The organism is Subtercola endophyticus, from assembly GCF_021044565.1.
Lineage (GTDB): Bacteria > Actinomycetota > Actinomycetes > Actinomycetales > Microbacteriaceae > Subtercola > Subtercola endophyticus.
Map to the genome: position 1 here is coordinate 2,965,440 of NZ_CP087997.1, position 26,878 is coordinate 2,992,317.

Genomic DNA, 26,878 nt, shown 5'->3' on the forward strand with positions numbered 1-26,878 from the left:
ACCTGTGCATAAGGTGAGTAGCCTCAGATTGTGGGCAATGCGACGAGCGCAGAGGGCGACCACGAGGTGGCGCGGGTCGCACGCGAGGTGTTCGGGTGGGGCGCGCTGCGGTCCGGGCTCGGTGAGGCGATGCGCACACTCATCGAGGGGCGGGATGTGCTGGCGATCATGCCGACGGGGTACGGCAAGTCGTCGATCTATGAGGTCACGGGCACGGTGCTCGGCGGTGTGACGATCGTGGTGTCACCGCTCATCGCGCTGCAAGAAGATCAGGTGCGCACGCTCACGGCGGTAGCAGATGCTCCCCCGGCCGTCGCCGTCAACTCGAGCCATGGGCAGGCCGCCGCCCGGGCCGCCTGGCGGCGCATCGAGCAAGGGCGGGCGGGGTTCATCTTTCTCGCTCCCGAGCAGTTGGCGAATGAGGATGTACGAGACCGGCTCCGCGCCCTGCCGGTCAGGCTGTTCGTGGTCGACGAGGCGCACTGCGTCTCCTCGTGGGGGCACGACTTCAGGCCGGACTACCTGCAGTTGGGCGACGCGATCGAGACTCTCGGGCATCCACCCGTCTTGGCGATGACGGCGACCGGGGCGTCTCCGGTGCGCGACGAGATCGTCGAGCGGCTGGGGCTCACGAACCACCGGCTGATCGCGCGCGGCTTCGACCGGCCGAACCTGCATCTCGCGGTAGTGCGGCACGAGACAGACGCCGACAAGCGGCGGTCCGTGCGCGAGCAGGTCGAGCGGCTCGAGGGCGTCGGTCTCATCTACGTTCCCACCCGCCACGACACGCAGCTGTACTCGGGCGAGTTGGTTGAGGCGGGCATCCGCTCGGCCGGCTACAACGGCGGAATGCCTGCATCCGAGCGCGAAGAAGTTTACGAGCGGTTCATCGCCGACGAGCTCGACGTGGTGGTCGCGACCAGCGCATTCGGAATGGGAATCGACAAGTCCGACGTGAGATTCGTCGTGCACGCGGCCGTCACCGACTCGATCGACAGCTACTACCAGGAGATCGGCCGCGCGGGCCGTGACGGCGAAGCCGCGAACGTCACCCTGCACTACCGGCCAGAAGACTTCGCGCTCACGAGCTTCTTCGAGGGCGGCGCACCCGACGACGCCCAGGTGCGCCGGATGTTCGGGGCCATCGCCGAGCATCCGGGGCTCTCACGGGCCGAACTCGCCACCGAACTCGATACGCACGAGCGCGCCATCACCCGGCTGCTCGGCCTGCTCGAAGACGCCGGGGTGGTCGTGGCGGCGGCGGATGGTCTGACCGCCGCCACTGCAACCGGCACCGCCGTTCTGGGCACCGCCGTGCCGGGCACCGCCGTGCCGGGCACCGCCGTTCTGGACACCGCCGTGCCGGGCACCGCCGTGCCGGCCAGCACCGGCCCGGCCAGCACGGGCCTGGGCAGCACCGGCACGATCACCGCCGACGAGGCCGTCGCCCGCACCGCGCAGCACGCCGCCTCACGCCAGCGGGTCGAGCACTCGCGGGCCGCGATGATGCGGGAGTACGCCGAGACGCGCTCGTGCCGGCGCCAGGTGCTGCTCGGCTACTTCGGCGAGAATCTGCCCGAGCCGTGCGGCAACTGCGACACCTGCGACTCGGGCAGCGCCTACGAGCACGCTGAATCGACAGCCCGCGCGTCGTTCGCGGTCGATGAGCACGTCACCCACGCCTCCTGGGGCGACGGCGTGGTGATGCGGGTAGAGGCCGACCGGATCACCGTGTTCTTCGAACGAGAGGGATACCGCGTGCTCTCCATCGCAGATGCCACGCGCTTTCATCTGCTGAGCGTGACCCCTTCGGCACCACCCACGCAGTGACGGTGCGCGTGTACGCTGCCAGTGCACGACCCGTCACGCACAAAGGAGCAGCAACGATGACCACCGTCAAGAAGCCCGTCGGCATGAGCAACAACCACTTCGATACGCTTTCGCAGATCTTTCAGCACCCCACGAGCCACAACATCGAGTGGCGCGCCGTGCTCTCGCTGCTCGAAGAGCTCGGCACCGCCGAGGAGCGGCACGACGGCAAGTTCCACGTGACACTGGGCGACGAAACCGAGATCTTCGACCGGCCGCGCGACAAAGACATCGACGTGCAGATGGTGGTCGACCTGCGCCGGATGCTCAGCGGCGCCGGTTACGGACCCGAGCCCACCGAAGCCTGAGCCGTCTCGCCGGCTGCGGCGGTCGGCGGCAGGCGCGCGACAGCGACACTTTCGGACGAGATGAGCCGCCGGGGCGGCCGCTCTCGTCCGAAGACGTCGCTCTCAATGGCGCCGGGCGGCGCCGGGCGGGCGACGATAGGGTGGAGGGGATGCGGTTATTACTGATTCGACACGGCCAGACGATCGACAATGTGCGCGGGGCACTCGGAACCGTCGTTCCGGGCCCGCCGCTCACCGAGCTGGGTGAGACGCAGGCGGCGGCGATTCCCGGGGCACTCGAGGGCGAGCGGATCGACGCGATCTACGTGTCGACGATGCTGCGCACCCACCTCACGGCGGCACCTCTCGCTGCGGCACGCGGGCTCGCGCCGGTCGTGGTCGACGGCCTGCAGGAGATCGACGCCGGCAGCCTCGAGCAGCGCAATGACGAGGATGCAATCCGCGCGTACATGGGTACGATCTTCGCCTGGTGGACCGACTTCTCGGCCCGCATTCCGGGCGGCGAAGACGGCGCCGAGTTCTACGGCAGATACGACGGCGCGATCGAATCCATCGCGCGAAAGCACGCGGGCGAGCCCAACAGCACCGTCGCGATCGTCAGCCACGGGGCCGCGATCAGGGCGTGGGCCTCGTTCACGTCGCAGAATCTCGACGCGGACTTCAGCCGCGAGCATCCGCTCGAGAACACCGGCATGGTGATGCTCGAAGGCTCGCCCGACGCGGGCTGGGTCACCACCGAGTGGGCCGGCGAACCGCTCGGCGGCGCTCAGCTCGAAGACCAGGCCGCACCCGACCCTACGGGCGAGGCGACGGCCTGACCGGATGCCCGGCGAGACGCCGACCCACACATTCGGATGCCCGGGGCAGGGTGACGCAGACTACTCGTCGACCCCGACCAGAACGTCGGACGCCTTGATGACGGCATAGGCAGCCGACCCGACCGTGAGCCCGAGGTCGTCGACGGCCTCGTTCGTGATCGACGCGGTGACGATGGCGCCGCCGCCGATGTCGATTCGTACGTGCGAGGTGGTGGCACCCTTCGTCACTTCGACGATGGTGCCGGTGAGCTGGTTGCGTGCGCTGAGCTTCATGGGGTTCCTTCTTTCGCTGCCTCGACCCTAGGGTGTGATGCTGAACTCTGCACCGGCTACGCGGCGCGTCTCGTGGCGGCCTGCAGCGTTCTCATCGTCGGCCGCACTTCCAGTGCGACCTCCTCTTCGGCCTTGCAGGCCACCACGATCCGAGCCGCTCGCTCAGCACAGAGTTCAGCATCACACCCTAGCGGCCTTGCGCTTGCGGCGTCGGTCGCGCAGCTCGGAGATGCCCATGAAGATCGCGTAGCCGAATAAGAGCACCACCAGGGCGGGAACGATGAACGCCCGCGACGGCCCGGTGATCCAGGTATTGACGTACCCGATCCACGGAATGTCGTACCAGAGCACGCCGCGAATCTGCACCTGCTGAACGGGGTTCGGGTCGGCCAGGTCGTTGTTGTCACCCTTCGTGATGAACGTGGTGCTGCCGTCGCTCGCGATAGTGCGGGAGACGACCCGGTGGCTCACCACAGCCGGCTTGCCCGAATCGATCTGATAGGTCACGACCTGGCCGATGCGGATGTCGTCGACGTCGACGGGGCGGATGACGATGAGTGTGCCCGGCGGCAGCCCCGGTTCCATCGACTGGGTGAGCACCGTCAGCGCCTCGCCCCCGCTCAGCTTGGGAATCACGATGACGACCACCGCGATGGCCAGAATCAGAATGAGCACCGCCACACTGAGGGCCGAGCCGAGGTAGTAGAGAAAGCTGCGCTCGGGCGGCAGAAAACGGTGCCGCGGGCCCTTCGGCACGGCGGCAGCGGCAGCGGCGGAAGCACCGGTGGAAGCGGCACCACCACCAGTACCACCGGTGGAAGCGGCACTGCGGTCACCGGCGGCAGAGGATGCGTCGAGCGTCATGCGGGGCAGTTCACGTGCTCGAGGATGACGCCGATGATGCCCGCGTTGCCGGTGAGCGTGATGGGCAGGCCCGGCGACGTCGTGCCGTACTGCGTCTCGGTCGCCTTCACCAGAAGCGCCTGGGGGCTCACCCCGAGGTCGGCCCACATCACGTCGACGCTGGTCGTCGTGCTCGACTTCATCACCGTGCCGGCCGGCGAGCGGACGAGCTGGTAGCTCAGTCCCGTGCCCGTCGTGCCCGCTGTCGGCGCCGTCCACGACAGCGTCACGTACGACTGAAGCAACCCGAGAATCAACTGGGTTTTCGGCGTGCAGGTGAGCCCCGACGGATCCGCCGTGCGGAAAACGCTCTGGGTGAAGGCCGCGCCGGGTGCCGCCGCGCTCCATTGGGTGCCCACCCGGCCCGTCATCGTCAACGTCACGGCCGACGAGAGACCCTGCGATGCTGCGACCGTCGTGCCGAGGCTCGTGGCGGCGCAGAGCACGAAACTCGCGGCGGGCACGGCGCTGGTCGCCGCGCCCGGCAGGGCGGGCAGCGCAGCCAGTGTTCCGGTCGTGGCCACGCCGGCCCCGGTCGGCACGGTTGCCTGGCAGACGCCGCCCACGGCCATCCACAATGACAGAGTCACGTTCGCTGCCGGAAGCGTTCCGGTGAGCGCCGCCGAGAGCGTGTAGGCGAGGGGTGCGGTGCCGGTGTTAGTCACGGTGAGCGGCGCGACGATGACGGGCGAGGCCGCCGCGACCTGGAACTTATAGCTCGTGGCGAGCGCGCTGGTTCCGGTCAGGGTGGAGGTAGCAGTCGCCGCTGTCGACGCGGCCGAGAGGTTCTGCGGGCCCGCCGTCCAGCTCGCCGAGGCGCCGCTGGAGGCGAAAAACACCAGAAAGACCACAAGAACACCCAGTGTCGCCAGGCGCGCGCGGTTCACGGCTGCGTTCCGTCGATGGTCACGATCACGGTGGCGCTGAGGTTCTGCGCCGTGTTGTCCGCGCTGGTCGCGAGAGCGATCGAGACGCAGAGCGGAGCGCTCGAACCGGCTGCGACGGTGGTGGCGAGCGATCCTGCGGCCCACGTAGCGGCTGTGCCCGTCCAGGTGGGCGTCACGGTGCCGGCCGTGCACGCTGCGGCGGTTCCCGGCCCGACACCGATGGTGAGGGCCGAGCTGAAGGCGGTGGCGGGCGTTCCCGCCGAGAGCCCGGTGACGCGCAGGGCCAACGGCGTGTTGCCGGTGTTGGCCAGCGTGACTGCACCCGTCACTGTTCCTCCCGGGTACAGCCTCGCGGTCGACATGGCGAGCGCCGAGCTGACCGAGAGCGCCGCGGTGCCCGATTGCACGCTGACGGGGCCGCTGGCGTTCGCCGATGAATTCCAGAGCGCGAACGTTCCGCCCGCGCCCAGCACCGCAGCCACGACGATCGCCCCCGCCGTGATGGCGGCGAAGGCGAACGTTCGAGGTACGGAACCGGCGGTGCGGGCGGAACGGGCCACGAAAGAGCCGCGGTTCGAGCTACACCTGGCTCAGTGTCACCGTGAGGTTGGCAAGGCTCACGCTGCCGACCTTCGTCGTGTTCTCGAACCCGGCGGTCGTCGACTTCGGGAAGGTGATGGTGACGACCACGTCGACGGTCTGCGAGATTCCGGCGGACCCGGGTGTGATGGTGTACGTCGGGCTTGTGCCCGTGATGCCGGTTCCGGTTGCGGTCAGAACGGCCGTCGAGGTGAGGTACGCGGCGAGGGCCACGTCGGCCGGTTTGGCCGAGTCGCTGGCGGTGATGGCTGCCGCACCCAGCCCGAGGGTTGCGACGAGGTTGTTTCCGGTCGCGGTGATCGCCATGGTCTTCTTGTAGGTCAGCACGTCGCCCGGAACGATGAGGTAACCGGTCAGGCTGATCGGCGTCGAGCCGCCGTTGATCGTCCACACGCCGGCAGGGCCGGGATCGGTGACGAGCAGGTTGCCCGAGACGATCGATGCACCCGAGATGGTCTGCGACGAGTTCCAGTACGCGAAGGTACCTGCCCCACCCAGAAGCAGCGCGATTCCGGCTGCCGCCGCGATGGCCCCTTTGACGATTTTCTTCATGTGAATTCCCCCCAAGTAACGACCTCTAGACGAAGTCTTGGATGATCATGCTCAACCCGCTCGCAGAAGTACATGTGCATCGCCCAACGTGTCGCGAGGCGGCGGCACGTTGTCGCGGAAACGAGCGCCGAGGCTAGCGCCAGGGCAGAGCGAGGGATGTCGCGACGGCGCCGGCGGCCAGACCGCCGGAGGGCACTTCGAGCAATCCGTCGGCATCGGCAAGACCACGCATCATCGCTGACCCGTTACGTTCGCTCGGCGCTGCCCCGCCCTCGACGAACGAGAAGGGAATCACAAGGGTCGTTCCGTCGCGTCCGGCATGCGCTTGTGCAACCTGCACGGTCTGCAGCGGGGGCACAGGGCGCCCGGCGCACGCGGCGATGAGCGGCACGGCCACGCAGATGAGGCCGACCATCGCGGCGAGCGGATTTCCGGGTAACCCGACCACGAAACATCCATTCGCCGCCCGGGCGAAGATGGTAGGGCCGCCCGGCCGCATGGCGATACCGTCGAACACGATGTTCGCCCCGATGTTCTGCAGGGCATCCCGAACGTAGTCGACGCTGGAATGGCCGGTGCCGCCGGTCGTTATGACGATGTCGGCGTCTCGGATGCCCGCTTCAAGTGCGGCGACCGTGCTCGAGAGCGTGTCGTGGGCCCGTTGCCTGCCTCGCACGTCGGCACCGAGCAGCGTGAGCAGCCCGGGCAGCTGAACTCCGAAAGTGTCGCGCACCCGGCCCGCAGCCGGCCGGCCGCACTCGACGACCTCGTCACCCGTGAAGACGAAACGCACGACCGGTCGACGAACCACCGTCAGCTCGTCGACGGAGCTGAGTGCCGCCACGGCGATGTGTACCGGGTTCAGAATCGTGCCGGCCGCGATCATCGTCTCGCCGCTTCGGGCCTCCTCCCCGGCACGCCGAATGTGCTGCCCGTCGAAGGGCTCGCCGGGGCGGGCATGCGCGGCGAGGTCGAGACGGTTTCCGTTGACAAGAGCGAGCTCGCTTCGTAACACGCTCGTCGCGCCCGCCGGAATCGTTGCACCGGTCACGATGGGCAACGCGGTTGCGGGTGCGAGAGCCGTTGCGACGGGGGCGGATTCGGGCCCGGGATCGGGATCGGTTCCGGGATCGGGATCGGGTCCGGGCTGGGGCTCGAGAATGCGCCACGGGGCAGCACCGCTGACCGCCCAGCCGTCCATAGCAGAAGACGCGAAGTGTGGAATGTCGTACGGCGCCACGAGGTCGTCGGCCAGAACGCGGCCGAGGGCATCCGGCAGCGCGACCGTGTCGGTACCGCGCGGCGTGCCGAGGGCCGCGGCGAGGCTGCGCGCTTCGCGCCAGGTGATCGACCGGTGGGGTGCGGACGGACTGGTCGGCTCTGCGCGCTCGGTCTTCTCGGTCTGCCCGGTCTGCGCGGTCTGCCCGGTCTGCGCGGTCTGCTCGGTCTGCTCGGTCTGCCCAGCGCGCTCTGCGCGTTCGGTCTGCTCGGTCTGCCCGGCGTGCTCGGCGTGCTCGGTCTGCACGGCGGGCTTTACCTGCACGGCGCGCTCGAAACGTTCAGGCACCGTGCTCGGCCTGCCACCGTTTGGCGAGAGCCGTGGCGGCGGCGGTAGCGTCGTTCAGCGCGGAAGCCGCATCCGCCCCGGCCGCGACAGCGAGACCCGTCGCGTACCCGACGAGATAGGTCGTCAACGGCGCAGCCGGGCGAACCACCGCATGGGCCGCGACACCCGCGAGCGCGAGCACCGTGTCGACGTCGGTCTGTGCGTCGAAAGCGACGTCGGTGGATGATCCGCCGACGCCGAGAGCCGTGACGAGCTCGGCGGCCCACGCCGCGAGCAGGGCTGCCTGATCGTCGGTGCTCGAGCGGGAGGCGGGGGTGTCGGTCATTACTCCATTTTCGCGCGCGCCGAGCACAGAGTGCATCGTGGTCGCAATTCCGAAGTCGGCCGCGTCGTCGAACGTGTCGACATCCCGTGTAGAACCGGCCGGAACAGGCACGTCGACCGCCATCAACGAGGACAACAATCGCTTCACCGACAGGTTCGCGAGCGAACCCGCCTCCCGGGCGAGAGCGACGGCCGCCGAGAGCGCCTCGGTGCGATAGACGGCGGTGAGATATTGCGCACGGCCGTCTTCGTCGACCGCCATCGCACCCTGCGCCGCCGGGTCGAGCCGTTCGGCAGCCGCCAGCAGGGCATGCACCGCGGCACCCACCCCGGGCATGTCGCAGGCCAGCACGACGACGAACGGTGCGAGCGGGTGCGCTTCGACCAGTACCTCGATCCCGGCCGCGATGCCCGCTGCGGGCCCGGCGAAGGGCGGCGTCTCGCGGGTGACGGCGACGCTCGCGAGGGAGGCGGCGCGGGGCGCGGCGCCCGCCACGACCGAGGGGTCGCCGACGACGACGATGTGCCGGGCATCCGCCACCGCGTCGAGCGTGCGCTCGAGCAGCGTCTGCCCTTTGAAGCGCAGCGCCGCCTTCGGCTGACCGCCGAGCCGCGCCGAGCGGCCCCCGGCGAGCACGATCGCCACGAAGTTCGAGGGGGCAGAGTTCATGCCAGCAAGAATAGATCGGCCGCCTGAGGCGAGGGCCCTCACCTTCGAAAATCAACCCTGAGAGGCCGCCGCATTGTGCATGCCCGATGCGGATGCTATGTATGGACATATGGGTAGGATCACAGCTCGACGCAGAGTCACACGCATCACCGTCGGCGGCCCGACCTCGCGCCGAGAAGACCTGCTCGCGGTCGAAGAGCCGCTCGAGATCAGGGTGGGCGGAACGGCCCTCGCCATCACGATGCGCACGCCGGGGCACGACTTCGATCTCGCCGCCGGCTTTCTCGTCTCAGAGGGAGTCATCTCGCAGCAACAGCACTTCAGCGCGGCCCGCTACTGCGCGGGCACCAACGACGATGGCGAGAGCACGTACAACGTGCTCGACGTCACGCTCGGTGCAGGCGTGGCGGCCCCCGATCCGAGCCTCGAGCGCAACTTCTACACCACCAGCTCCTGCGGGCTCTGCGGCAAGGCGAGCATCGACGCCGTGCGAACGCACACGCGTTACACCGTGCACGACGACCCGCTGCAGATCAGCGCCGAGCTGCTGGCGACCTTTCCCGACAAGCTGCGCGCCGAGCAAGACGCATTCGACAAGACGGGCGGCCTGCACGCCGCGGCGCTCTTCGACGGAACGACTGGCGAGTTGCTGGTCGTTCGTGAAGACGTCGGCCGGCACAACGCGGTCGACAAAGTGATCGGCTGGGCGCTGACGAACGACAAGCTTCCGCTCGCCGGAACCGTGCTCATGGTGTCGGGCCGGGCGAGTTTCGAACTCGTACAGAAGGCGTCGATGGCGGGCATTCCGCTGCTCGCGGCCGTTTCCGCACCCTCGTCGCTCGCCGTCGGGCTGGCGGCGGAGGTGGGGATGACCGTGGTGGGCTTTCTGCGCGGGCCGTCGATGGTGGTCTACAGTGCGGAGGCCCGCGTCACGAACGACCCCGGGCATCCGGTCGCCGCCGCCGCCGCGGCCCCCGTCGGCGACGCCCGCACAGCCGCCACGCCGGCCACCCCCGAACTCGAGAAAGCAGCTGCCCTGTGAGCAAAAAACCGCTGAACGACGGGTCGAGCTACCCCGATCTCGAGGTCGGGCATCCGAAGCACGAGGCCGTGGGCCTGCCGGGAATCTTTCACTCCATGGAGCCGGCGCTCACCCACCTCGGCCCCGCGCGCACCGCCAAGCTGCTCACGTCGATCAACCAGAAAGACGGCTTCGACTGCATGAGCTGCGCCTGGCCAGACCCCGACAAGCGCAAAGCGCTGGAGTTCTGCGAGAACGGCGCCAAGGCGGTGACCTGGGAGGCGACGCCGGTCACCGTGCCCACCACGTTCTGGGCCGAGAATTCGCTCACCTCTCTGCTCGACAAGTCGGAATACTGGCTCGGCATGCACGGCCGCCTCACCGAGCCCGTTTACAAACGCGCCGACAGCGACCACTACGAGCCGATCTCGTGGGATGAGGCGTTCGCGCTCATCGCCTCGCGCCTCAACGCGTTGCCCTCGCCCGACAACGCCGCCTTCTACACCAGCGGGCGCACGGCGAACGAGACGGCGTTCGCCTACCAGCTCTTCGTGCGCGCGTTCGGCACGAACAACTTGCCCGACTGCTCGAACATGTGCCACGAATCCACCGGAACGGCGCTGGGCGAGACCATCGGCATCGGCAAGTCGACCATCGCGTACGACGACTTCGAGCACACCGACCTCATCATCATCATGGGCCAGAACCCAGGCACAAATCATCCGCGCATGCTCACGGCGCTCGAAGATGCCAAGAAGACCGGGGCCACAATTGTCGCCGTGAATCCGCTGCCCGAGGCCGGGCTCTTTCGTTACAAGAACCCGCAGACCGCGCGGGGGCTCATCGGGCACGGCACCGCACTCGCCGACCAGTACCTGCAGATCCGGTCGGGCGGCGACATGGCGCTGCTGCAGGCCGTGGCCAAGCGTGTGCTCGACGCCGAAGCCGCCGCCCCCGGTACCGTGCTCGACCACGCGTTCCTCTCTTCGTACACTCTGGGACTCGAAGAGCTGAAAGCCCACCTCGCGAACCTCGACGAAGCCGATGTGCTGACCGCGACCGGCCTGTCGTCAGCGGAGATCGACGAGCTCGCCGACCGCTACATTCGTGCCGATCGCACCATCATCACCTGGGCGATGGGGCTCACCCAGCAGAAGAAGGCCGTCGAGACCCTGCGCGACCTGATCAACCTGCTGCTGCTGAAGGGCAACATCGGCAGGCCGGGGGCCGGGGCATCCCCCATCCGCGGCCACAGCAACGTTCAGGGCGACCGCACCATGGGCGTCTGGGAACAGATGAGCGACAGCTTTCTCGACAAACTCGGCGCCGAGTTCGAGTTCGAACCGCCGCGTAAACACGGCACGGATGCCCTGCAGACCATCGAGGCGATGCAGCGCGGTGACATCTCGATCTTCTTCGCGATGGGCGGCAACTTCGTCGGCGCCATCTCCGACACCGCGGCGGCGGAGGCCGCGATGCGGGGGACCTCGCTCACCGTGCAGGTCTCGACGAAGCTGAACCGGTCGCACGTGGTGACCGGATCCGAGGCGTTGATACTGCCGACGCTCGGGCGCACGGAGGTCGACGTGCAGGCCACGGGGGCGCAATTCGTTTCGGTGGAAGACAGCGTGTGTGCGGTGCACGGGTCACACGGGCGTATTCCTCCGGTTGCGCCGGGCATCCTGTCGGAGATCGCGATCGTGTCGCGGCTGGCGCGGGCGACGCTCGGCGCTGGCGCTGGCGCGGCGGCGGGTGCGACAGCGGGTGCGGCCGGGGGCGGCGCCGGCGCGGCGGATGCTCGCGGGAGCCGCATCGATTGGAAGGGCTTCGAAGACGACTACGACATCATTCGCGAGCACATCTCGCACGTCGTTCCCGGATTCGAGAACTTCAACGCCGACGTGCGGCGCAAAGGCGGGTTCATTCTGCCGAACGGCCCGCGCGATTCGCGCACATTCAATACAGCGACCGGCAAGGCGATGATCACCGTCAATCACCTGGAGCCGATCGTTCGGCCTGAGGGGCGCCTCATTCTGCAGACCATGCGCGCGCACGACCAGTTCAACACCACCATCTACAGCCTCAACGACCGGTATCGCGGCATCAAGGCCGGGCGCGATGTGGTGTTCGTGAACCCTCTCGACATTGCCGAGCTGGGCCTCGCCGACGGGCAGCGCGTCGACATCTACAGCGAGTGGCCGGGCGAGGCGGATCGGGTGCTGCCGAACATCCGTGTCGTGTCGTACCCCACCGCGAAGGGGTGTGCCGCCGCGTACTATCCGGAGGCGAACGTGCTCATTCCGCTCGCGAGTGCCGCGGATCGCAGCAACACCCCCGTCTCGAAGGCCATTCTCGTTCGCCTCGAGCCGGTGGGGGCTCTCGTCGCGGGCTGAGCCTGCCTACGCCTCCCCTCGCTCGCGCACTCGCGGTTTCTGGCGCTTGCGCGGTACTTCGGCGCTTGCGCGGTACTTCGGCGCTTGCGCGGTAGTTCGAAAGGGGCGCTTGCGCCAAACGTGCGCGCATACTAACCCCGGGAGGGAGGAGCGCGTGACGCGGTCGTAATGTCGGCCGTGGCTGGCAGAATTGGCGCATGCCGACCGACGAGTCACCCGCGCCTCCTTCCGCAGCGCCCGGCTCGACCACACCTCCCGCCGCCACAGCAGCCGCCGCGCCCGCCGCAACCGCCATCCCGGCTCCTGCAGCCGTCCCCACCTCCGCCACCGCCGGCATGCCGGCACCCGCTGCACCGGCCACCGACCCGTTTCGGCACCGCTGGCTGATTCTCGCGGTGATGCTCACCGCCGAGATCATCGACCTCATCGACTCGACCGTCGTCAACGTCGCCGGGCCGTCGCTCGAGAAGAGCCTCGGCTCCACCGCGACCGGGCTGCAGTGGGTGATCGGCGGGTACGCCCTCACTCTCGGTGCGGGCCTCATTCTGGGCGGCAGGCTCGGCGACAGGTTCGGCCGGCGACGGATGTTCGTGGTGGGCCTCAGCGCGTTCATCCTGACCTCGCTGCTGTGCTCCCTCGCCCCCACCATCGAGTTGCTCATCGCGTTTCGACTCGCGCAGGGCTTTGCGGCGGCCATCCTTCTGCCGCAAGGACTCGGGCTGCTGCGCGCGGCCTTCCCTCCCTCCGAAATCGGCAAGGCGTTCGCGGTCTTCGGGCCCGTGTTCGGGCTGGCCGGCATCTTCGGCCCGATCATCGGCGGGGCGCTCATTCAGGCCGACATCGGGGGCAGCGGCTGGCGCGCCGTGTTTCTCGTGAACATTCCGATCGGCGTGGCCGCTCTGATCATCGCGCTGATCGTGCTGCCGAAGACACCCGGCGACAAGGCGATCGCGATCGACCTTGTCGGTGCGCTCATCGTCATCGTCTCGTCGGCCTTGCTCGTGCTGCCGCTCGTGCAGGGCCAGGCCGCGGGCTGGCCCGCGTGGACGTGGATCAGCATGGTGGCGGCCCTCGCCGGCTTCTACCTGTTCACCGTTCAGCAGCGCTGGAGCGCCAAGCGAGGCGGAACCCCACTTGTCACGCCCGGCATCTTTCGCAAGCGGTCGTACGTTGTCGGTCTCGCCGGCATCGCGTTGTTCTTCGCGAGCAGTGTCGGTGCTCAGCTCGTCTTCACCCTCTTTCTGCAACTCGGCGAAGGCTTCGGCGCAGGTCAGGCCGGCCTCAGCGGCATACCTCTCGCCATCGGCAGCCTCATCGGCGGCGCACTGAGCGGCGCAGTTCTCGCCGACAAACTGGGGCGTTCTGTGCTGCAGATCGGTGCGGTCATCCAGTTAGTCGGCGCCGGCTGGCTCATTTTCGCTCTCGCGAACCTCGCCAGCTTCACGCTCTGGCAGCTCGTTCCGGGTCTCGTGCTCACCGGGCTCGGCAGCGGTCTGGTGATCGCGGCACTCTTCAACATCGTCTTGGGCTCGGTCGACGACTCGGAGGTCGGTTCGGCCTCGGGTGTGCTCACCGCTGTGCAGTCGATCGCCTCGGCCGCTGGAGTCGCCGTTCTCGGCTCGATCTTCTTCGCCGCCCTGAACCTCGGCCAGCCCGGCGCCGGCTACCAGAACGCCCTCATCGCCCAAGTCGTGCTGCTCGTCGTCTTTCTCGTGCTCACCCCGCTCTTTCCCCGTCGCGCCCGAGCCGACAGTTAACTCAGCCGCGCGAGGCGCTCTGAAACGGCCTCAGTCACGGCCCCAGCGTCGAAAGCGGAATGACGTGCACCCCGTCTGGGCGACGATAGGCATACCGAGTGGTGGTGATGACCCCGAGGAGTTCGGGGACTCCCGACTTCGAGGTGTCGACCTTGTCACGAAACTTCGTCAACGACGCAGCCGCCTCGTCGATACGGGCTTCGCCGAGTTTCACTTCGAACGCCGCCCAACGACCATCACCAAGGGTCACGATTGCATCGACCTCCACGCCGGCTGAGTCGCGGTAGTGCGCGACCGATCCGTCTAGCGACTGTGCGTACACCCGCAGATCGCGAACGACGAGAGATTCGAAAAGAAGTCCCAATGTATTCGGATCGGCGAGCAATGTGGAGCTCGACCCGCGCAGCGACGCCACGGCCAGCGATGGATCGACGAAGTGACGTTTCGGCGCCTTCCTGATTGCGTCACGCGAACGGAGGTGCGGAGCCCAACTTGGCTGGTTCTCGACGAGCAAGAGCCTCTCGAGAGTGGAAACGTACTCTGCGAATGTTGCTGCTTTCATCGGCTCAGCACCCCCGACATCGAGAGCGAGTTTCGCATCGGACACCTCTGCCGCCGAATTTCGCGCGAGACTTCGCAGCACGGCGCGAACTCGCTCGGGGCTTCTGCGAATGGATTCCGCACGCGGAAAATCAGCGCGAGCAACGTCGTCGAGGTACGACCGCAGCGCGCGACTGGCGTCATCAGGCGACCGCGAAACAAGTCGTGGCCACCCACCGATCACCAGACGATCGACGGTATCGGCGACGGTTAGTTCGCCAGACGAGCTCGCAACAGTCTCGCCGGCCAGCAGGGCAGCGAGAGACACCGAACCGTCAGAGTGCCCTGACTCGTAAAGACTCATCGGCCGCATTCGAATGCGAAGAATGCGACCTGCGCCACTGTGTCTCGTCACGTCGTCGGCGGGAACCGACGAACCAGCGAGAATGAATTGCCCCACGGCCTGCCGATCATCGATCTCTCGACGCACGGCGTTCCACAACCGCGGTTCGAGTTGCCATTCGTCGATCATTCGCGGCGAAGGCCCGTTCAAGATGAGGAACGGATCAACACCGGCAAGCTTCAGAGCTTGAGCGTCTGTATCCAGCTGTACGGAACTGTTGCTGTGCTCGAGGCCAGTTGCCGTCTTGCCGCTGGCACGGGGCCCCTCGATGAGCACGCCTCCCAAGATCGAAAGCGCGGATTTGACTTCAGCATCGATCACCCGGGGGCAGTACGTTCCACCTTGCATGGCTGAAGCATACCGCGAGGGGCACGTTTGTGGAGATTTTAGGGGCACGTTTAGGGAGGAATTAGGGGCACGTTTGTGGAGGATTTAGGGGCACGTTTAGGGAATGGCCGTGAGAGCCGACTCGGCGGCGAGGGCACCCAGGCCGGCGATGAAGAGTTGAACGCCGAAGCTGAACTCGGCCGCCCCTTCGGCCGCCGTGAGCTCGGCGTCGTCGAGGGTGCCGGTTGCGTTGCCGGTGCCACCGTTGCCCGCCGCGACCCCGATGCTGTCGTACTGCAGGCGTTGCTGCTCGTGCGAGACGTGCCCGAGAATGAAGTGCAGCAGGGCAGTGGATGCCCGGCGAGCCGTTTCGTCATCGAATCCGCCGAGGCGTACGGCGCTCGTCAGCCGCGAGAGCGGAACCGATTCGCCAAGCCCGAGGGCGAGCGTGCTCGATACCACTTCGGCGCCATCGCGGTACGCCAGCAGCGCATCACGGAGGCTTGCCGCCTCGGCGGAGGTCACCGACATCCATTCGGCCGACGGCGAGACATCGGTTCGGCCGCGCGAGGCGATGCGGTCGGCCAGCTCGGCGAGCAGGGTCTGCTTGTTCGGAAAGTGCCAGTACAGAGCACTCGGCTGAACGTCGAGTTCGGCCGCCAGCCGGCGCATGGTGAGGTCGGGTAGTCCGTACTCGTCGAGAATACGCAGGGCCGCTTTCGCGACATCGTCGCGGGAGTGCCGCCCGTTTTTCGCCGGCGAACCGTGCACTGTGGTCATGATTCCTACTATAGTGAACACCGTTCAGGTGAACACTGTTCAGGATGAGTGTTCACGCGGTCAGACGACGAAGTTGAGACAGACAATGAGTGAGCAGGCCACCACACCACGACCGACTCGCACGGCGAGCGCCAGCCGGTGGCGCATCGACGCCACCGACATCGCCCGCATCGCGGTGTTCGCCGCCATCATGGCCGTTCTGGGTCTTCCGGCCGGCATCGCCGTCGGGTCGGTACCGATCACGGCGCAGACCCTGGGTGTCATGCTCGCCGGCGCCATACTCGGCGCGTGGCGCGGGGCGCTCTCGATGATCGTCTTTCTCGTGCTCGTCGCGCTCGGCCTCCCGCTTCTCGCCGGCGGACACGGCGGCATCGGCGTGTTCTTCGGTCCGTCTGCCGGGTACCTCTTCGGCTGGATCATCGGCGCCTTCGTCGTCGGCGCCATCGTTCAACTCGGCGGCCGAAAGCTCACCTGGTGGCGCACGAGCATCGGCGTGCTCGTCGGCGGCATCGCCGTGGTCTACGCCATCGGAATCCCCGTGCAGGCCGCGATAACCCACCAGCCGCTCGGGTTGACCGTGGTGCAGAGCCTCATCTTCATTCCGGGCGACCTCATCAAGGCGGTCATCGCCGTCGTCATCACGATGACGCTGGTGCGGGCCTACCCGCGGGCGTTCCGCTCTCGCACACGGGCGTGATCGGGGCAATCGGATGACCGACCCGATCATCCTCGACGACGTCTCTGTTCTGCTGGGCGAGCGCCTCGCGCTCGACTCGGTTTCGCTGCACCTCGATCAGCAGCGCATCGCCGTCATCGGATCCAACGGGTCCGGCAAGTCGACCTTCGCGCGGCTGATCGGCGGCCTCGTGGCGCCGACGTCGGGCACGCTCTCGGTGCACGGCGTCGACCCGGTCACCCAGAGCAAGGCGCTGCGACGCCTCGTGGGGTTCGTCTTCAGCAACCCCGACGCCCAGATCATCATGCCGACCGTCGCCGAAGACGCCGCGTTCTCGCTGCGCGGCGAGAAGCTGCCGAAGGCCGAGAGCGCCGAGCGTGTTCGCGTCGCGCTCGAGGAGTTCGGCCTGACCGACCTCGCGGATCGGGCCGCGCACGACCTCTCGGGCGGCCAGAAGCAGCTGCTCGCTCTCTGCGGTGCGGTCATCCGGCGGCCGCAGCTCATGATCGCCGACGAGCCGACGGCCTATCTGGATGCCCGAAACAGTCGATTGATAGCCGACCACCTGCTCGCGCCCACCGACCGCCGTCTCGTACTGGTGACCCACGACCTCGCGCTCGCCGCGCGGTGCGACGTGGCAGTGCTGTTCGAAGACGGACGGCTGACTGGCGTCGGCGACCCGGCGGCGATGGCGGCGCAGTACGAAACGAGTCTGGCGTGTTAACCCCGGCGCCAACCCGCGAGGCTCAGCCGTGCTGACCCCGGCGCCAACCCGCGAGGCTCAGCCGTGCTGACCCCGGCGCCAACCCGCGAGGCTCAGCCATGCTGACCCTCTACCGCCCCGGAACCTCCTGGTTCTACCGCGCGCCTGCCGGCCCGAAGGCTTTCGTTCTGCTGCTCGTGGTGCTCGGCGTCTCACTGCTGCCCTCGACCTACCTCTCGGCGGCGATCGCCGGGGGCATCACCGTGGCGGCGTACGTCTCCTCGCGCGTGGGCGTGGCCGAGCTGGCCCGGCAGGTCGTGAGCGTGCGGTGGGTCATCCTCATCACCTTCGCCTTTCAGGTTCTGTTTCTGCCGATGGAGGCTGCCATCGCGAACACGACGCGGGTCGTCGCCGCCATCGTGATCGCGGCCCTGCTGGTTCTGACGACTCGCGTCGCCGCCCTGCTCGACGCGTTCGAGCGCGGGCTGCGACCGTTCGCCCGCTTCGGTGTCGACTCGGCACGAATCGCCCTCGTGCTCGCCGTCGCCATCACCACGGTGCCCGTGCTCATGCGCCTGGCGAACGGAGTACGTGAAGCGCAGCGGGCACGCGGCGTACGCCCAGGCCTGCGCGCATTCGTCATTCCGTTTCTCGTGGTCTCGCTCAAGCACGCGGACGAGCTCGGCGACGCCCTCACCGCTCGCGGGGTGAGCTGAGATGCGTCTACCTCCCGGGGGATCTGACAGGCGCGTACTCGGAGCCGTCGTCGACGACCAGACCCGCTGCATCCACTATCACTCGGCGCTCGACGTGATCGCGATCAAGTTCGCCTGCTGCGGCGAGTACTACCCCTGCCATCTCTGTCACGCCGAAGCGGCAGGGCATGCCGCGCAGACCTGGCCGGTGAGCGAGCAGAGCGAATTGGCGGTGCTCTGCGGCGTCTGCCAGGGCGAACTGAGCGTCACCGAATACCTCGGCGTCGACGGATGCCCGCGCTGCGGTGCAGCGTTCAACCCCGGCTGCCGGCTGCACTCGCACCTCTACTTCGAGCCCGCCGGGTAGCGCCCGAAGCGCCCAACAGAGCGCTCGCCGCCGTTGGCCGGCAGAGCGCGCTAGCATTGAAGCGAATCTAGTAGTGGGCCTCGATTTGGGCTTTTGGTTGATCATCGCCGAAACCTCCGAGGAGCCCTGTGCCTGCCGTGCGACTGCCGAGCCTGTCACCCACGCGAACCATCTCCGGTGCCGCGTCGTCTGCGCAGGCCGTCTCCGGCCACTCGGCTGGCACCGGCTCGACCGTCGCTCAGCGCTTCACGCCCAGCGCCGCCGAGCTGCAGGATGCACTGGCGAGTGCCGAGGCCGGGCATCCACTCGCTCCGCAGCAGTACGAGACGCTGCTGCACGCGCGCGGCGAGGCGCTCGAGCGGCTGCTCGAGGTCGCGAGCGCCCTGCGCGATGAAGGACTCGCCACCGCGGGGCGCCCGGGCGTGATCACCTACTCGCGTAAGGTCTTCATTCCGCTGACCCACCTCTGCCAAGACCGCTGCCACTACTGCATCTTTGTGTCGACTCCGGGCAAGCTCGCCAAAGAGGGCAAGGCGCCGTACTTGCCCATCGAAGAGGTGCTTGAGGTCGCGCGCGCGGGCGCCGCGATGGGCTGCAAAGAGGCCCTGTTCACGCTCGGCGACCGCCCCGAGAACCGCTGGCCGGCGGCGCGGGAGTGGCTCGACGAGCACGGCTACGCCTCGACGCTCGACTACGTCGCCGATGCGGCGCAACGCGTACTCGACGAGACCGGACTCCTTCCGCACCTCAACCCGGGGGTGATGACGTGGGCCGAGATGCAGCGGCTGAAGCCGGTGGGCCCGTCGATGGGCATGATGCTCGAAACCACGGCGACGCGGCTCTGGTCGGAGAAGAGCGGCGCCCACTACGGCTCGCCCGACAAAGATCCTGCGGTGCGTCTGCGGGTGCTCGACGATGCCGGGCGTTCGAAGATTCCGTTCACCACGGGAGTGCTGTTCGGCATCGGGGAGAACTACGCCGAACGGGTCGATTCGATGCTGGCGATACGGGCATCCGCTCGCCTGTGGGGGCACGTGCAAGAGACCATCGTGCAGAACTTTCGGGCCAAAGACGCCACCGCCATGATGCACGAGGTCGATCTCGAAACCGAGGAGTACATCGCGTCGGTCGCCGTGACGCGCCTGGTGATGGGGGCGGATGCTCGGCTTCAGGCCCCGCCGAACCTCACTGACGCGGCGGAACTCGCGCTGCTCATTCGGGCGGGAATCGACGACTGGGGCGGGGTGAGCCCGCTCACTCCCGATCACGTGAATCCGGAGCGCCCGTGGCCGCAGATCGAGTCGCTGGCGCGGCTGACGGCGGCGAGCGGGTTCGAGCTGCGCGAGCGGCTGACCGCGCATCCGCACTATGTTCGCGAGCCAGAGGGGTGGATCGACGACGCCGTGCTGCCGGCGGTGCTCGCCCTGGCCGACGCGAGCGGGCTGGCGCGGATGGACGGCGCCGCAACCGCGGCGGTGCGTGTTGGCGCAGCTGCGGCGGTAGATGGCGGCGCACCTGCGGCGGTAAGAAAGGAGATATCGCGCGCCGAGGAGAATACGGGCTCGAAGGCGAGTATCGCCTTATTTGTCGACAGCACTACCGAGATCACGAGCGCGTTGCGGCGCGCCGAGGCGCACCCCGCCGCACTCAGCGATGCCGAGTACGAGCTGCTGTTGGGCGCCCAGGGTGACGACCTCGAGCAGTTGGCGCGGGTGGCAGATGCGGTGCGCGAGGCGACTCTCGGCGCGACGCTGACCTACGCCGTCAACCGCAACCTCGACTCGTCGCTGGTGCGCACGAGCAGCGGCCCGGGCCTTGTGACCCTCGACGACGTCGAAGCACTCGCGGCGGAGGCGTGGATGCTCGGCGCCACCGAGATCTGCATGCAGGGCGCCGCGCACGCTGACCTCGGGCCGACGGCGTACGCCGATCTGGTGCGGGCCGTGAAGCGCGGGGCGCCAGGGATGCACCTGCACGCGTTTCGGCCCGCCGAGCTGCTCGACGGAGCCCAGCGCGCCGGGCTTCCGCTCGAGGAGTACCTCGCGGGGCTGCACGATGTCGGGCTCGATTCGGTGCCCGGAACAGGAGCGCGCATTCTCGACGACGGCATTCGTGCGCGCCTGAGCGGCGGCACCGAGCTGCCGTCGAGCGAGTGGATTCGCGTGATCACCGCCGCGCACCGCGCCGGCCTTCGCTCCACGGCGACGATGGTCTACGGGCATATCGAGAGCCCGGCGCAGCAGGTGGCACACCTGCGAACGCTAGCGCGACTGCACGACGAGACGGGGGGATTCACCGAGTTCATCCCGATGCCGTTCGTGCCGGCGGATGTTCCGCCGGTGGCGCCGGCCGGGCAGGTCGCGCCAGCCGGGCAGGTCGCGCTGGCCGGGCGGGTCGCGCAGGCCGGGCAGGCCGGGCAGGCCGTTGAACGGGCCGAGGCGCACGCGGCCGCGCGGGCGACGGGTTCGTCGAAACTCGGTACGAGCACTTCGGGCGACGATCGCGTGGGCGCCGAAAGCTCGGCCGCCGACTCTGACCGCACCGCCACCGGGCCGAATCGCTCTCGCACCAATCCTGATCGCACCACCACCGGGCCCGACCGCCGCGAGACCCGCGCTGTGCACGCGGTGGCGCGGCTGATGCTCGCCGGTCGCATCGACCACGTTCAAGCCCCCTGGACCAAGCTCGGCTTCGCCGACTCCCGCGCTGTACTGCGCGGCGGCGCCGACGACCTCGGCGGGCTGCTGCTCGACGGGTCGATCAACGCAGGCGCGGGCGCCGAGGCCGGCCGTTCGCTCGAGCTCACCGACGTCACCGCGACGGCCACGGCGCTCGGCCGCGAGGCTCGCCAGCGCAGCACGCTGTACGCGCCGGTCGGGGCGAGCATCCATGTCGGCTGAGCCCCTCGGCGACGGTAGGCCCACCCACGCCGACGTCGTCATCATCGGGGCCGGATTCGCCGGCATCGGCCTCGGCATGCGCCTGCGCCGGGCCGGCCACGACGACTTCGTGATTCTCGAGCGCGCCGAGGCCGTCGGCGGAACCTGGCGCGACAACACGTACCCCGGCGTGGCCTGCGACATTCCTGCGCAGCTCTACTCGTACTCGTTCCGGCAGAAGGCCGACTGGTCACGTGTCTTCGCTCCCGGCGCCGAGATCAACACGTACCTGAGCGAGTGCGTCGCTGCCGAGGGGCTCGAGCCGAGCATCCACTTCGGTACCGAGTCGCTCGAGGCACGATGGGATGCCCGCCAGAACCACTGGCGCCTGACGACGTCGCGCGGCGACTACACCGCTCGCGTTCTGGTGACCGCCGCGGGCCGGCTCTCTGAGCCCAAGCTGCCCACGGTCGACGGACTCGAAACTTTCGCCGGTCCGCGCTTTCACACGGCCGCCTGGGATCACTCGGTCGACCTCGCCGGCAAACGCGTCGGCGTGGTCGGAACGGGCGCCTCGGCGGTGCAACTCGTTCCGCAGCTCGCGGCAGCGGGTGCGGAGGTCGTGGTGTTCCAGCGCAGCGCGCCCTACGTGATCCCGCGCGGCGATCGCGCCTACACTCCGGCCGAGCGCGAGTTCTTCGCCGGGCATCCGCAGGCCCTCGACCGCGCACGGGCCGACATCTTTCGGGCCGCCGAAGCGGGATTCGCCCAGAAGCGGCACGGCAGCGCGGAGGCGGCGCAGCACCGCGAGCGCGCGCTCGGCCATCTCGAACGCCAGGTGCGCGACCCGGCGCTGAGGCGGATGCTCACTCCCGACTACGAGATCGGCTGCAAACGCGTACTGATCTCCGACGACTACTACCCGGCGCTGGGGCTGCCGACCGTGACACTCGAGCCCTCTGCCCTGGGGAGTGTCGCGGGCATCCGCGCCACCGCGGCCAGCGGCGCCGGGTACGACCTCGACGTGCTGGTCTTCGCGACCGGCTTCGAGACGACAGAGCTGCCCTTCAGCCGCATCGTCATCGGTCGCTCGGGAGGCACCCTCGCCGAGCACTGGAAGCACGGCATGAGCGCCTTCGCCTCGACCAGCGTGCACGGGTTTCCGAACCTGTACATCGTCGACGGCCCGCTCGCGAGCCTCGGCCACAATTCGGCGGTCGAGATGATCGAAACCCAGATCGAGTACATTCTCGGCGCTCTCGCCGAACCCGCGCAGGTGCTCGAGGTCTCGGCCGAGGCCGAGCGCGAGTACACCGCCGAACTCGACCGCGCCAACGCCGACACGGTGTGGGTGCGGGGCGGATGCTCGAGCTGGTACCTCGACCCGCGCACCGGCCGCCAGACGCTGCTCTGGCCCGGCACCGCGCGGGCCTTTCGCGACCGCAACTCCCGCTTCGACCCCGCCCCCTACGCCGCCTCCGGCGCCGTAGCCCTCGCCCCTCTCTGAGCCTCCTCCCCTCTCTCTCTTCCCCCCTCCCCTCCCTCCCACTCCGCTCCCTCGCTCCTTCGCGGCATCGACTTTGCGAAAAAGCCCCATCCCGAGGGTTTTTGGGGGCCTTTTCGCAAAGTCGATTGGTGCGAGGTCCCGCGGGAGGGGAGGGATGCGCGCGGCGTGGCCCGTCAGCGCGGCGTGCTAGCGTGATCGGCGTGAAGCGCCCACTCGAATCCGCCTGTGCCTGAGTCGGTCGCCCCCAGGCCAGAGTCGGACGCGCCCTGGCCTGAGCCGGTCGAGCCCGCGACGCAGTCGGACCCGCCCAGACCTGAGCCTGTCGCGCCGGGGCCGGAGTCCGACGCCGCCGAGCACGAGCCTGAGCGGATCGCGCCGGGGACCGGCGTTCACCCGCTCGTCATCGTCGCGGGGGTCACGGGAGCGGGCAAGTCGACCATCGGCACCGCCATCGCCGTGAAGCTCGGGGTGCCGTTCGTCGACGCGGACTCGCTGCATTCGCCCGCGAACATCGCCAAGATGGCGGCCGGGCATCCCCTCACCGACGCCGACCGCGAGCCCTGGCTCGAACGCATCGGCGCCGAACTGCACGAGCACAGCGAGTCTGGACTCGTCATCGCCTGTTCGTCGCTCAAGCGCAAGTACCGCGACCTCATCCGCTCGGCCGCGCCGAGTACGTTCTTCGTTGTGCTCACGGGCTCCCGCGAACTCATCGAGAGCCGCCTGGCCGCGCGCACAGGGCATTTCATGCCCCCTGCGCTGCTCGACTCGCAGCTGGCAGCCTTCGAGCCGCTGACCCCGGATGAACGGGGCGTCGACCTCTCGATCGACACCGATATCAACTCCATCGTCGACGCCGGTGTCGCCGCTGTCGTCGCCGCGGCAAGGTAGACAAGCACGCAAGCCAGTAACGGCGCGCAGAAGTGACAGCCCACCGTGCCGCCAGCGCCAGCAGCGCAGTCGCCCAGCCGGCGGAAGACCGGCGCGCTGTGCCTGCGCCCGTAACCCTCATTGCGGCCGCCGGATTCGGCGCCCTGCTCGGGGGGCCGTTGCTCGCAGCCGTGCGCACGTCTCGCCGACGCATTCGCCGCTGAGCTCGCGCCGGAGACGGGCCGCGCGCCGCATGCTCCGGCTGGGCCGGCCGACAGCAGACCCTCCGGCCGGCCGACAATCTGACCCTCCGACCGGCCGACAGCCGACCCTTCGGCCGGGCAACCCGGTCTGGCGTTCCCGCGAGCTACGAGCCCGACGGCCTAGTGCCCGGGAACCCTAGTGCCCGGGAACCCTCGTGCCCTGAAACCCTCGTGCCCTGAAACCCTAGTACCCCGAAACGCTGACGCTCGCCGACACCACCGCCGTCAGCACGGCGATCACGATGTACAGCACCGTGAAGACGAGCCCGAGAACGACCGCCGCGAGCGCCAGCCCGTGCCCACGTTCACCCGTGCGCTTGACCTGCCCGAGGGCGACGAAACCGAGGATCGCCCCGAGCAGCGGTACGACGAACGCGCCGATGATGGCGACGATCGAGAGAATGTTGAACCGAGCCTGAGCAACGGCAGGCGAATTTGAGGTGGTCATGGTGATCCTTTGGCATGGAGGCGGTAGCGGAAGTGATGGATTATCACTTAACGCTAGACGATGTCGAGGATTATTTCAACTGTGGCGGAGGGCCTCGATCGGCGTGGATTGCTCAGCAATTAACCCCCATTTCGGGGGTCAATGTTACGATTCTGTGAAAGCACGCTCAGAGTGGCTGGAGCGCTTGCCTAGGGCAAATAATATGGGCTTGCAGGGTTGCCCGGGATCGCAGCTCGGGCGACATTTACCCGTCTGCGACATGCATCCCGAGGTTCACAATGGCGAGAAGACAACGCAAATCAGCGCGCTCGAAATACCTTCAGAATTCCGGCCCTATCTTCATTCCCACGACGAACGACCACGGTCATGTGATGGCCATCGTCGATGCCGTCAACGCCTTCGGCGGCCAGCCCTACGCACGCATCTACCGCGACAAACTCGGCAGCCGCACAACCACGATCGTCAGCCTGCGATTCAGCATGTACCGGGCGAAGATCGGTGAACTGACCGGAGATGTGGCGGCCAAACTACGCATGAGCGTGTTCTTCAATTCGCTGCGCAACCGCGCCATCAGCGTTCCTGCGCGCATCGACACCGACCCGGATTCGCCGACCTATCTCGGCGTCTGGATCAACGTTCCCCCGGGCTCCGCCGGCTAGCCTGGCGGGCCGCGGGTGAGCTGCCGATCATCCGCTCGTCACCCGCCGGTGCGTGCCTTTTGCTGCACCCGAGTCAGAACACGTGACGGCGGAGTCAAGACCTCGCCGTCGGTGCGGAAGCGAAACGCTTGCAGCATGTACTCGCCGAACCGGCGCCAGGCGTCGGACGCCGAACGACGAGTGCCGCGGATGAGCCCGGCGTTCGCGGTCGTCAACAGGTACAGATCGCTGTGGTCGAAGTCGGAGCGGAGGGCCCCCGCTGCAACGGCCCGGTCGACAAGCAGTATCGACGCCGCGAGAGCGCGGTTCATCTGCACGCGAAAGTGCTCCGTGCCGCGATTCGGCGACGCGATGACGTCGCTGAACGCGAGGTCGAGGGCCTGCTGCTCGAGGATGTACAGCACGTAGTCGCGAAACGCCGCCCACGGCTCGGTCAGCGCCTGTTCTGCCGCCAGCTCGGTTCTGTCGGCGTAAAGGCTCATCTTCTCTTCGAAGACGACGCCGATGAGCTCTTCGACCGAGGCGAACCGGCGATAGATCGTTCCGACGCCGACGCCGGCCTCACGCGCGATGGTTTCGAGCGTCACGTCGGTGCCGTGCGCGGCGAAGACGGCCGCCGCCGCGCAGAGAATCGACTGCCGGTTGCGTTCGGCGTCGGCCCGCAACGTTCGAGAGTCGTTAGCCATTACCCGATTCTATCGCAATTGGAATATCTGCTCCGGTTAATGGTTGGATGAAAGCGGAGCAACTATTCCACTCCCACCCGATCAGGCCGGGCAGGCCGAGCAGCCCGAACGAACCCGAACAGAACAGGAACCACCCCGCCATGAAGGCAGTCGCATTCAGCGCATTCGACCACTCCCCCGAGCTCATCGACATCGACGCACCCACCGCGGCAGAGGGCGAAGTGCGGGTGCGCATCGAAGCAGCCTCCGTGAACGGTTTCGACCTCGCCGTAGCGAACGGCTACCTCAACGGAATGATGGAACACCGTTTTCCCGTCGTACTCGGCAAAGATTTCGCCGGAACCGTCGACCAGGTCGGCCCCGGCGTCGACGGCTACGAGATCGGCGACCGCGTCTTCGGCGTCGTGACCAAAGACTTTCTCGGCGACGGCTCGTTCGCCGAGTTCGTGACAGTGCCGGTCACGATCGGCGTCGCCAAGCTGCCTGACACCGTGACATTCATCGAGGCGGCCGGTCTCGGTCTCGCCGGCACAGCCGCCGCCGACTCGTTCGACGCGGCGCAGGTCACGACGGGCACCACCGTGCTGATCGCCGGCGCGACCGGTGGCGTCGGCACGCAAGCCCTGCAGCTCGCCTTGCGGGCCGGGGCAGACGTCATCGTTACAGCACATTCCACAGAAGAGCTCGAAGCGGTGAAGGCCCTCGGCGCGACGCAGATCGTCGACTACACCGGCGATGTCGCCGCGCAGGTTCGCGCACTGCGCGCCGACGGCGTCGACGTGGTGCTGCACTTCGCCGGAGACCCCGCCGCGCTCGCCTCCGCCACCAAGAAGGGCGGCCGGTTCGTGTCGACGCTGGCCCAGTCCGCCGAGCAGTTGGGCGGGGCGGAAGACGTAGAGTTCATCTCGATCTACGCCACTCCCACGACGCCGACGCTCGACCGCCTCGCGAAGAACCAGGCGGAGGGCCACACCGCGGTGAGCATTCAGCGCGCGTATCCGCTCGCCGAAGCGCCCGCGGCCTTCGCCGACTTCGCCGGCGGCACTCTCGGCAAACTGATCATCACGATCTGACACAGTGGATGCCCGGGGTCGCGCCCTCGGCGAGGCAGCGCCCCGGGCATCCACGCCCCG

The 26,878-nt window shown here is 68.1% G+C and carries 27 protein-coding genes; 16 read left to right on the plus strand and 11 right to left on the minus strand.

The genetic code is table 11. The annotated features are described in order from the left end of the window. Positions 1-30: 30 nt before the first annotated feature. The 3 genes from LQ955_RS13715 (at position 31) to LQ955_RS13725 (ending at position 2,995) form a co-directional block, all read left to right on the plus strand. Positions 31-1,830: a RecQ family ATP-dependent DNA helicase gene (locus LQ955_RS13715; protein ID WP_231025062.1), complete on the plus strand. Its 1,800-nt coding sequence runs from the start codon at positions 31-33 to the stop codon at positions 1,828-1,830. Between the two features lie 56 nt (positions 1,831-1,886). Continuing rightward, complete coding sequence (locus LQ955_RS13720) at positions 1,887-2,177, plus strand: hypothetical protein (RefSeq protein ID WP_231025063.1); 291 nt, start codon at positions 1,887-1,889, stop codon at positions 2,175-2,177. Positions 2,178-2,326: 149 nt separating this feature from the next. Further along, on the plus strand, positions 2,327-2,995 hold the full coding sequence (locus tag LQ955_RS13725; protein WP_231025064.1) for a histidine phosphatase family protein: 669 nt from the start codon (positions 2,327-2,329) through the stop codon (positions 2,993-2,995). Between the two features lie 60 nt (positions 2,996-3,055). Here the strand turns inward: LQ955_RS13725 and LQ955_RS13730 are convergent, their stop codons facing one another. The 7 genes from LQ955_RS13730 to LQ955_RS13760 form a co-directional block, all read right to left on the minus strand. Further along, positions 3,056-3,268 (minus strand): TOBE domain-containing protein, encoded by a 213-nt coding sequence (locus tag LQ955_RS13730; protein ID WP_231025065.1) that lies wholly within the window; start codon positions 3,266-3,268, stop codon positions 3,056-3,058. Positions 3,269-3,448: 180 nt separating this feature from the next. After that, positions 3,449-4,132 (minus strand): signal peptidase I, encoded by a 684-nt coding sequence (locus LQ955_RS13735; RefSeq protein WP_231025066.1) that lies wholly within the window; start codon positions 4,130-4,132, stop codon positions 3,449-3,451. Further along, complete coding sequence (locus tag LQ955_RS13740) at positions 4,129-5,058, minus strand: hypothetical protein (RefSeq protein WP_231025067.1); 930 nt, start codon at positions 5,056-5,058, stop codon at positions 4,129-4,131. Before LQ955_RS13740 ends, LQ955_RS13735 begins: the two co-directional genes overlap by 4 nt. After that, positions 5,055-5,618 carry a SipW-dependent-type signal peptide-containing protein gene (locus LQ955_RS13745; protein WP_231025068.1) on the minus strand — a complete coding sequence of 188 codons (564 nt, stop codon included), beginning with the start codon at positions 5,616-5,618 and terminating at the stop codon, positions 5,055-5,057. The genes LQ955_RS13740 and LQ955_RS13745 overlap by 4 nt, the downstream gene beginning before the upstream one ends. A gap of 19 nt (positions 5,619-5,637) precedes the next feature. Next, positions 5,638-6,210 (minus strand): alternate-type signal peptide domain-containing protein, encoded by a 573-nt coding sequence (locus LQ955_RS13750; RefSeq protein ID WP_231025069.1) that lies wholly within the window; start codon positions 6,208-6,210, stop codon positions 5,638-5,640. A 133-nt stretch (positions 6,211-6,343) separates the two neighbouring features. Continuing rightward, positions 6,344-7,777, minus strand: a complete 1,434-nt coding sequence (locus tag LQ955_RS13755) for a molybdopterin molybdotransferase MoeA (protein ID WP_231025070.1) — start codon at positions 7,775-7,777, stop codon at positions 6,344-6,346. After that, positions 7,770-8,771 carry an NTP transferase domain-containing protein gene (locus tag LQ955_RS13760; RefSeq protein WP_231025071.1) on the minus strand — a complete coding sequence of 334 codons (1,002 nt, stop codon included), beginning with the start codon at positions 8,769-8,771 and terminating at the stop codon, positions 7,770-7,772. The genes LQ955_RS13755 and LQ955_RS13760 overlap by 8 nt, the downstream gene beginning before the upstream one ends. A gap of 109 nt (positions 8,772-8,880) precedes the next feature. Between LQ955_RS13760 and fdhD the strand changes: the two genes are divergently transcribed. The 3 genes from fdhD to LQ955_RS13775 all read left to right on the plus strand — a co-directional run bounded on the left by fdhD (position 8,881) and on the right by LQ955_RS13775 (position 13,942). Then, positions 8,881-9,813: a formate dehydrogenase accessory sulfurtransferase FdhD gene (gene fdhD / locus LQ955_RS13765; RefSeq protein WP_231025072.1), complete on the plus strand. Its 933-nt coding sequence runs from the start codon at positions 8,881-8,883 to the stop codon at positions 9,811-9,813. Continuing rightward, positions 9,810-12,185 carry an FdhF/YdeP family oxidoreductase gene (locus LQ955_RS13770; RefSeq protein ID WP_231025073.1) on the plus strand — a complete coding sequence of 792 codons (2,376 nt, stop codon included), beginning with the start codon at positions 9,810-9,812 and terminating at the stop codon, positions 12,183-12,185. The genes fdhD and LQ955_RS13770 overlap by 4 nt, the downstream gene beginning before the upstream one ends. 197 nt (positions 12,186-12,382) lie before the next feature. Continuing rightward, positions 12,383-13,942, plus strand: a complete 1,560-nt coding sequence (locus LQ955_RS13775; RefSeq protein ID WP_231025074.1) for an MFS transporter — start codon at positions 12,383-12,385, stop codon at positions 13,940-13,942. Between the two features lie 34 nt (positions 13,943-13,976). Here the strand turns inward: LQ955_RS13775 and LQ955_RS13780 are convergent, their stop codons facing one another. Both LQ955_RS13780 and LQ955_RS13785 read right to left on the minus strand, forming a co-directional pair. After that, on the minus strand, positions 13,977-15,233 hold the full coding sequence (locus tag LQ955_RS13780) for an ATP-binding protein (RefSeq protein WP_231025075.1): 1,257 nt from the start codon (positions 15,231-15,233) through the stop codon (positions 13,977-13,979). 96 nt (positions 15,234-15,329) lie between these two features. Then, positions 15,330-15,992 (minus strand): TetR family transcriptional regulator, encoded by a 663-nt coding sequence (locus LQ955_RS13785; protein WP_231025076.1) that lies wholly within the window; start codon positions 15,990-15,992, stop codon positions 15,330-15,332. 85 nt (positions 15,993-16,077) lie between these two features. Between LQ955_RS13785 and LQ955_RS13790 the strand changes: the two genes are divergently transcribed. The 8 genes from LQ955_RS13790 (at position 16,078) to LQ955_RS13825 (ending at position 23,913) form a co-directional block, all read left to right on the plus strand. Continuing rightward, entirely contained in the window at positions 16,078-16,689 is a 612-nt protein-coding gene (locus LQ955_RS13790) for a biotin transporter BioY (protein WP_231025077.1), read from the plus strand. A gap of 13 nt (positions 16,690-16,702) precedes the next feature. Beyond that, on the plus strand, positions 16,703-17,392 hold the full coding sequence (locus tag LQ955_RS13795; protein ID WP_231025078.1) for an energy-coupling factor ABC transporter ATP-binding protein: 690 nt from the start codon (positions 16,703-16,705) through the stop codon (positions 17,390-17,392). 98 nt (positions 17,393-17,490) lie between these two features. Then, a complete protein-coding gene (locus LQ955_RS13800) occupies positions 17,491-18,087 on the plus strand; it encodes an energy-coupling factor transporter transmembrane component T family protein (RefSeq protein WP_231025079.1) in 597 nt (198 codons plus the stop codon). 1 nt (position 18,088) lies between these two features. Further along, the gene (locus LQ955_RS13805) at positions 18,089-18,433 is read left to right on the plus strand and encodes a CHY zinc finger protein (protein ID WP_231025080.1); all 345 of its coding nucleotides are present in this window, start codon (positions 18,089-18,091) and stop codon (positions 18,431-18,433) included. A 128-nt stretch (positions 18,434-18,561) separates the two neighbouring features. Beyond that, positions 18,562-21,333, plus strand: coding sequence for a 7,8-didemethyl-8-hydroxy-5-deazariboflavin synthase CofG (cofG, locus tag LQ955_RS13810; RefSeq protein ID WP_231025081.1), 2,772 nt, complete (start codon positions 18,562-18,564; stop codon positions 21,331-21,333). Beyond that, positions 21,323-22,819 carry a flavin-containing monooxygenase gene (locus tag LQ955_RS13815; RefSeq protein ID WP_231025082.1) on the plus strand — a complete coding sequence of 499 codons (1,497 nt, stop codon included), beginning with the start codon at positions 21,323-21,325 and terminating at the stop codon, positions 22,817-22,819. Before cofG ends, LQ955_RS13815 begins: the two co-directional genes overlap by 11 nt. Positions 22,820-23,044: 225 nt before the next feature. Then, positions 23,045-23,710 carry a gluconokinase gene (locus LQ955_RS13820; protein ID WP_231025083.1) on the plus strand — a complete coding sequence of 222 codons (666 nt, stop codon included), beginning with the start codon at positions 23,045-23,047 and terminating at the stop codon, positions 23,708-23,710. Positions 23,711-23,742: 32 nt separating this feature from the next. Further along, the gene (locus LQ955_RS13825) at positions 23,743-23,913 is read left to right on the plus strand and encodes a hypothetical protein (protein ID WP_231025084.1); all 171 of its coding nucleotides are present in this window, start codon (positions 23,743-23,745) and stop codon (positions 23,911-23,913) included. 223 nt (positions 23,914-24,136) lie between these two features. On the opposite strand, the gene LQ955_RS13830 is transcribed toward LQ955_RS13825, so the two are convergent. After that, a complete protein-coding gene (locus tag LQ955_RS13830; protein WP_231025085.1) occupies positions 24,137-24,400 on the minus strand; it encodes a DUF4190 domain-containing protein in 264 nt (87 codons plus the stop codon). A gap of 371 nt (positions 24,401-24,771) precedes the next feature. Between LQ955_RS13830 and LQ955_RS13835 the strand changes: the two genes are divergently transcribed. Beyond that, entirely contained in the window at positions 24,772-25,059 is a 288-nt protein-coding gene (locus tag LQ955_RS13835) for a hypothetical protein (RefSeq protein WP_231025086.1), read from the plus strand. 38 nt (positions 25,060-25,097) lie between these two features. Here the strand turns inward: LQ955_RS13835 and LQ955_RS13840 are convergent, their stop codons facing one another. Next, positions 25,098-25,745 carry a TetR/AcrR family transcriptional regulator gene (locus LQ955_RS13840; RefSeq protein ID WP_231025087.1) on the minus strand — a complete coding sequence of 216 codons (648 nt, stop codon included), beginning with the start codon at positions 25,743-25,745 and terminating at the stop codon, positions 25,098-25,100. A 140-nt stretch (positions 25,746-25,885) separates the two neighbouring features. Between LQ955_RS13840 and LQ955_RS13845 the strand changes: the two genes are divergently transcribed. Next, on the plus strand, positions 25,886-26,818 hold the full coding sequence (locus tag LQ955_RS13845; RefSeq protein WP_231025088.1) for an NADP-dependent oxidoreductase: 933 nt from the start codon (positions 25,886-25,888) through the stop codon (positions 26,816-26,818). The last annotated feature ends 60 nt before the right edge of the window (positions 26,819-26,878 follow it).

Bases quoted from the DNA above. Each gene is read 5' to 3' on its own strand.
- LQ955_RS13720 (WP_231025063.1), top strand. From the start codon at position 1,887: ATGACCACCGTCAAGAAGCCCGTCGGCATGAGCAACAACCACTTCGAT.
- LQ955_RS13725 (WP_231025064.1), top strand. From the start codon at position 2,327: ATGCGGTTATTACTGATTCGACACGGCCAGACGATCGACAATGTGCGC.
- LQ955_RS13730 (WP_231025065.1), bottom strand. From the start codon at position 3,268: ATGAAGCTCAGCGCACGCAACCAGCTCACCGGCACCATCGTCGAAGTG.
- LQ955_RS13735 (WP_231025066.1), bottom strand. From the start codon at position 4,132: ATGACGCTCGACGCATCCTCTGCCGCCGGTGACCGCAGTGCCGCTTCC.
- LQ955_RS13750 (WP_231025069.1), bottom strand. From the start codon at position 6,210: ATGAAGAAAATCGTCAAAGGGGCCATCGCGGCGGCAGCCGGAATCGCG.
- LQ955_RS13760 (WP_231025071.1), bottom strand. From the start codon at position 8,771: ATGAACTCTGCCCCCTCGAACTTCGTGGCGATCGTGCTCGCCGGGGGC.
- fdhD (WP_231025072.1), top strand. From the start codon at position 8,881: ATGGGTAGGATCACAGCTCGACGCAGAGTCACACGCATCACCGTCGGC.
- LQ955_RS13775 (WP_231025074.1), top strand. From the start codon at position 12,383: ATGCCGACCGACGAGTCACCCGCGCCTCCTTCCGCAGCGCCCGGCTCG.
- LQ955_RS13780 (WP_231025075.1), bottom strand. From the start codon at position 15,233: ATGCAAGGTGGAACGTACTGCCCCCGGGTGATCGATGCTGAAGTCAAA.
- LQ955_RS13785 (WP_231025076.1), bottom strand. From the start codon at position 15,992: ATGACCACAGTGCACGGTTCGCCGGCGAAAAACGGGCGGCACTCCCGC.
- LQ955_RS13790 (WP_231025077.1), top strand. From the start codon at position 16,078: ATGAGTGAGCAGGCCACCACACCACGACCGACTCGCACGGCGAGCGCC.
- LQ955_RS13795 (WP_231025078.1), top strand. From the start codon at position 16,703: ATGACCGACCCGATCATCCTCGACGACGTCTCTGTTCTGCTGGGCGAG.
- LQ955_RS13800 (WP_231025079.1), top strand. From the start codon at position 17,491: ATGCTGACCCTCTACCGCCCCGGAACCTCCTGGTTCTACCGCGCGCCT.
- LQ955_RS13805 (WP_231025080.1), top strand. From the start codon at position 18,089: ATGCGTCTACCTCCCGGGGGATCTGACAGGCGCGTACTCGGAGCCGTC.
- LQ955_RS13815 (WP_231025082.1), top strand. From the start codon at position 21,323: ATGTCGGCTGAGCCCCTCGGCGACGGTAGGCCCACCCACGCCGACGTC.
- LQ955_RS13830 (WP_231025085.1), bottom strand. From the start codon at position 24,400: ATGACCACCTCAAATTCGCCTGCCGTTGCTCAGGCTCGGTTCAACATT.
- LQ955_RS13835 (WP_231025086.1), top strand. From the start codon at position 24,772: ATGGCCATCGTCGATGCCGTCAACGCCTTCGGCGGCCAGCCCTACGCA.
- LQ955_RS13840 (WP_231025087.1), bottom strand. From the start codon at position 25,745: ATGGCTAACGACTCTCGAACGTTGCGGGCCGACGCCGAACGCAACCGG.
- LQ955_RS13845 (WP_231025088.1), top strand. From the start codon at position 25,886: ATGAAGGCAGTCGCATTCAGCGCATTCGACCACTCCCCCGAGCTCATC.